Source organism: Corynebacterium sp. MSK195, from assembly GCF_030228885.1.
Lineage (GTDB): Bacteria > Actinomycetota > Actinomycetes > Mycobacteriales > Mycobacteriaceae > Corynebacterium.
Map to the genome: position 1 here is coordinate 1 of NZ_JASPGT010000049.1, position 587 is coordinate 587.

At 47.0% G+C, this 587-nt stretch carries 1 protein-coding gene; it reads left to right on the forward strand.

Annotated elements, in window-relative coordinates; all coding sequences use genetic code 11:
• Nucleotides 1–177: 177 nt before the first annotated feature.
• The gene (locus QP909_RS11750; RefSeq protein ID WP_040425362.1) at nt 178–537 is read left to right on the forward strand and encodes a hypothetical protein; all 360 of its coding nucleotides are present in this window, start codon (nt 178–180) and stop codon (nt 535–537) included.
• Nucleotides 538–587 lie beyond the last annotated feature (50 nt).

Genomic DNA, 587 nt, shown 5'->3' on the forward strand with positions numbered 1-587 from the left:
TGACTCACAATGAACATCCTCTCCTACGGACACAAGATCCGTACAAATAGGGTGTCCACTAAACGAGGGTAACCTCAGAAGAGCCAACTTAGACGAGGGCTCTATTCTTTGCAGTCTAGACCACAAGCGTGGCGTAGCTATACGTTCGTTAAGGGAGAGGCTTATAAAGGAGTGCTTATGTCCAAAAGTGTAGATGAATCTCAAACCGCACAAGAAAACACCCCGCAGCAAGCCGGAGAAAAGAAAGTTAAGTCGAAGCAGCCTCATCAAGTAACGAACGATATTAAATGGGTGCCGTTTTTAATCGGCTTTCACCTCGTTACACAAGCCCTCAATCGCTTATCTTTAAGACGTCCATCAGCCCCTAGGCGAGAAGAACGCGAAGATGAGAATAAAAGATGGCATCGCATCCCTGATACAACCCTGCATGGACTAGGCAACGTGGGGATAATCCTTTATCAAGCACTTCTCTTCTTCGTTAATAATTTTTCGGTCGCTATCGCTAACGAGGGTGCTGTTGCAAAGTTGGGGCAGTAGAAAGACCGGCGTGAAATAATCAGAGCCATGGGCATCTTCTCCGGTCGGCA

What these genes read in the sequence shown, in the direction of transcription:
- QP909_RS11750 (WP_040425362.1), top strand. Translation starts at nt 178, where the DNA reads ATGTCCAAAAGTGTAGATGAATCTCAAACCGCACAAGAAAACACCCCG.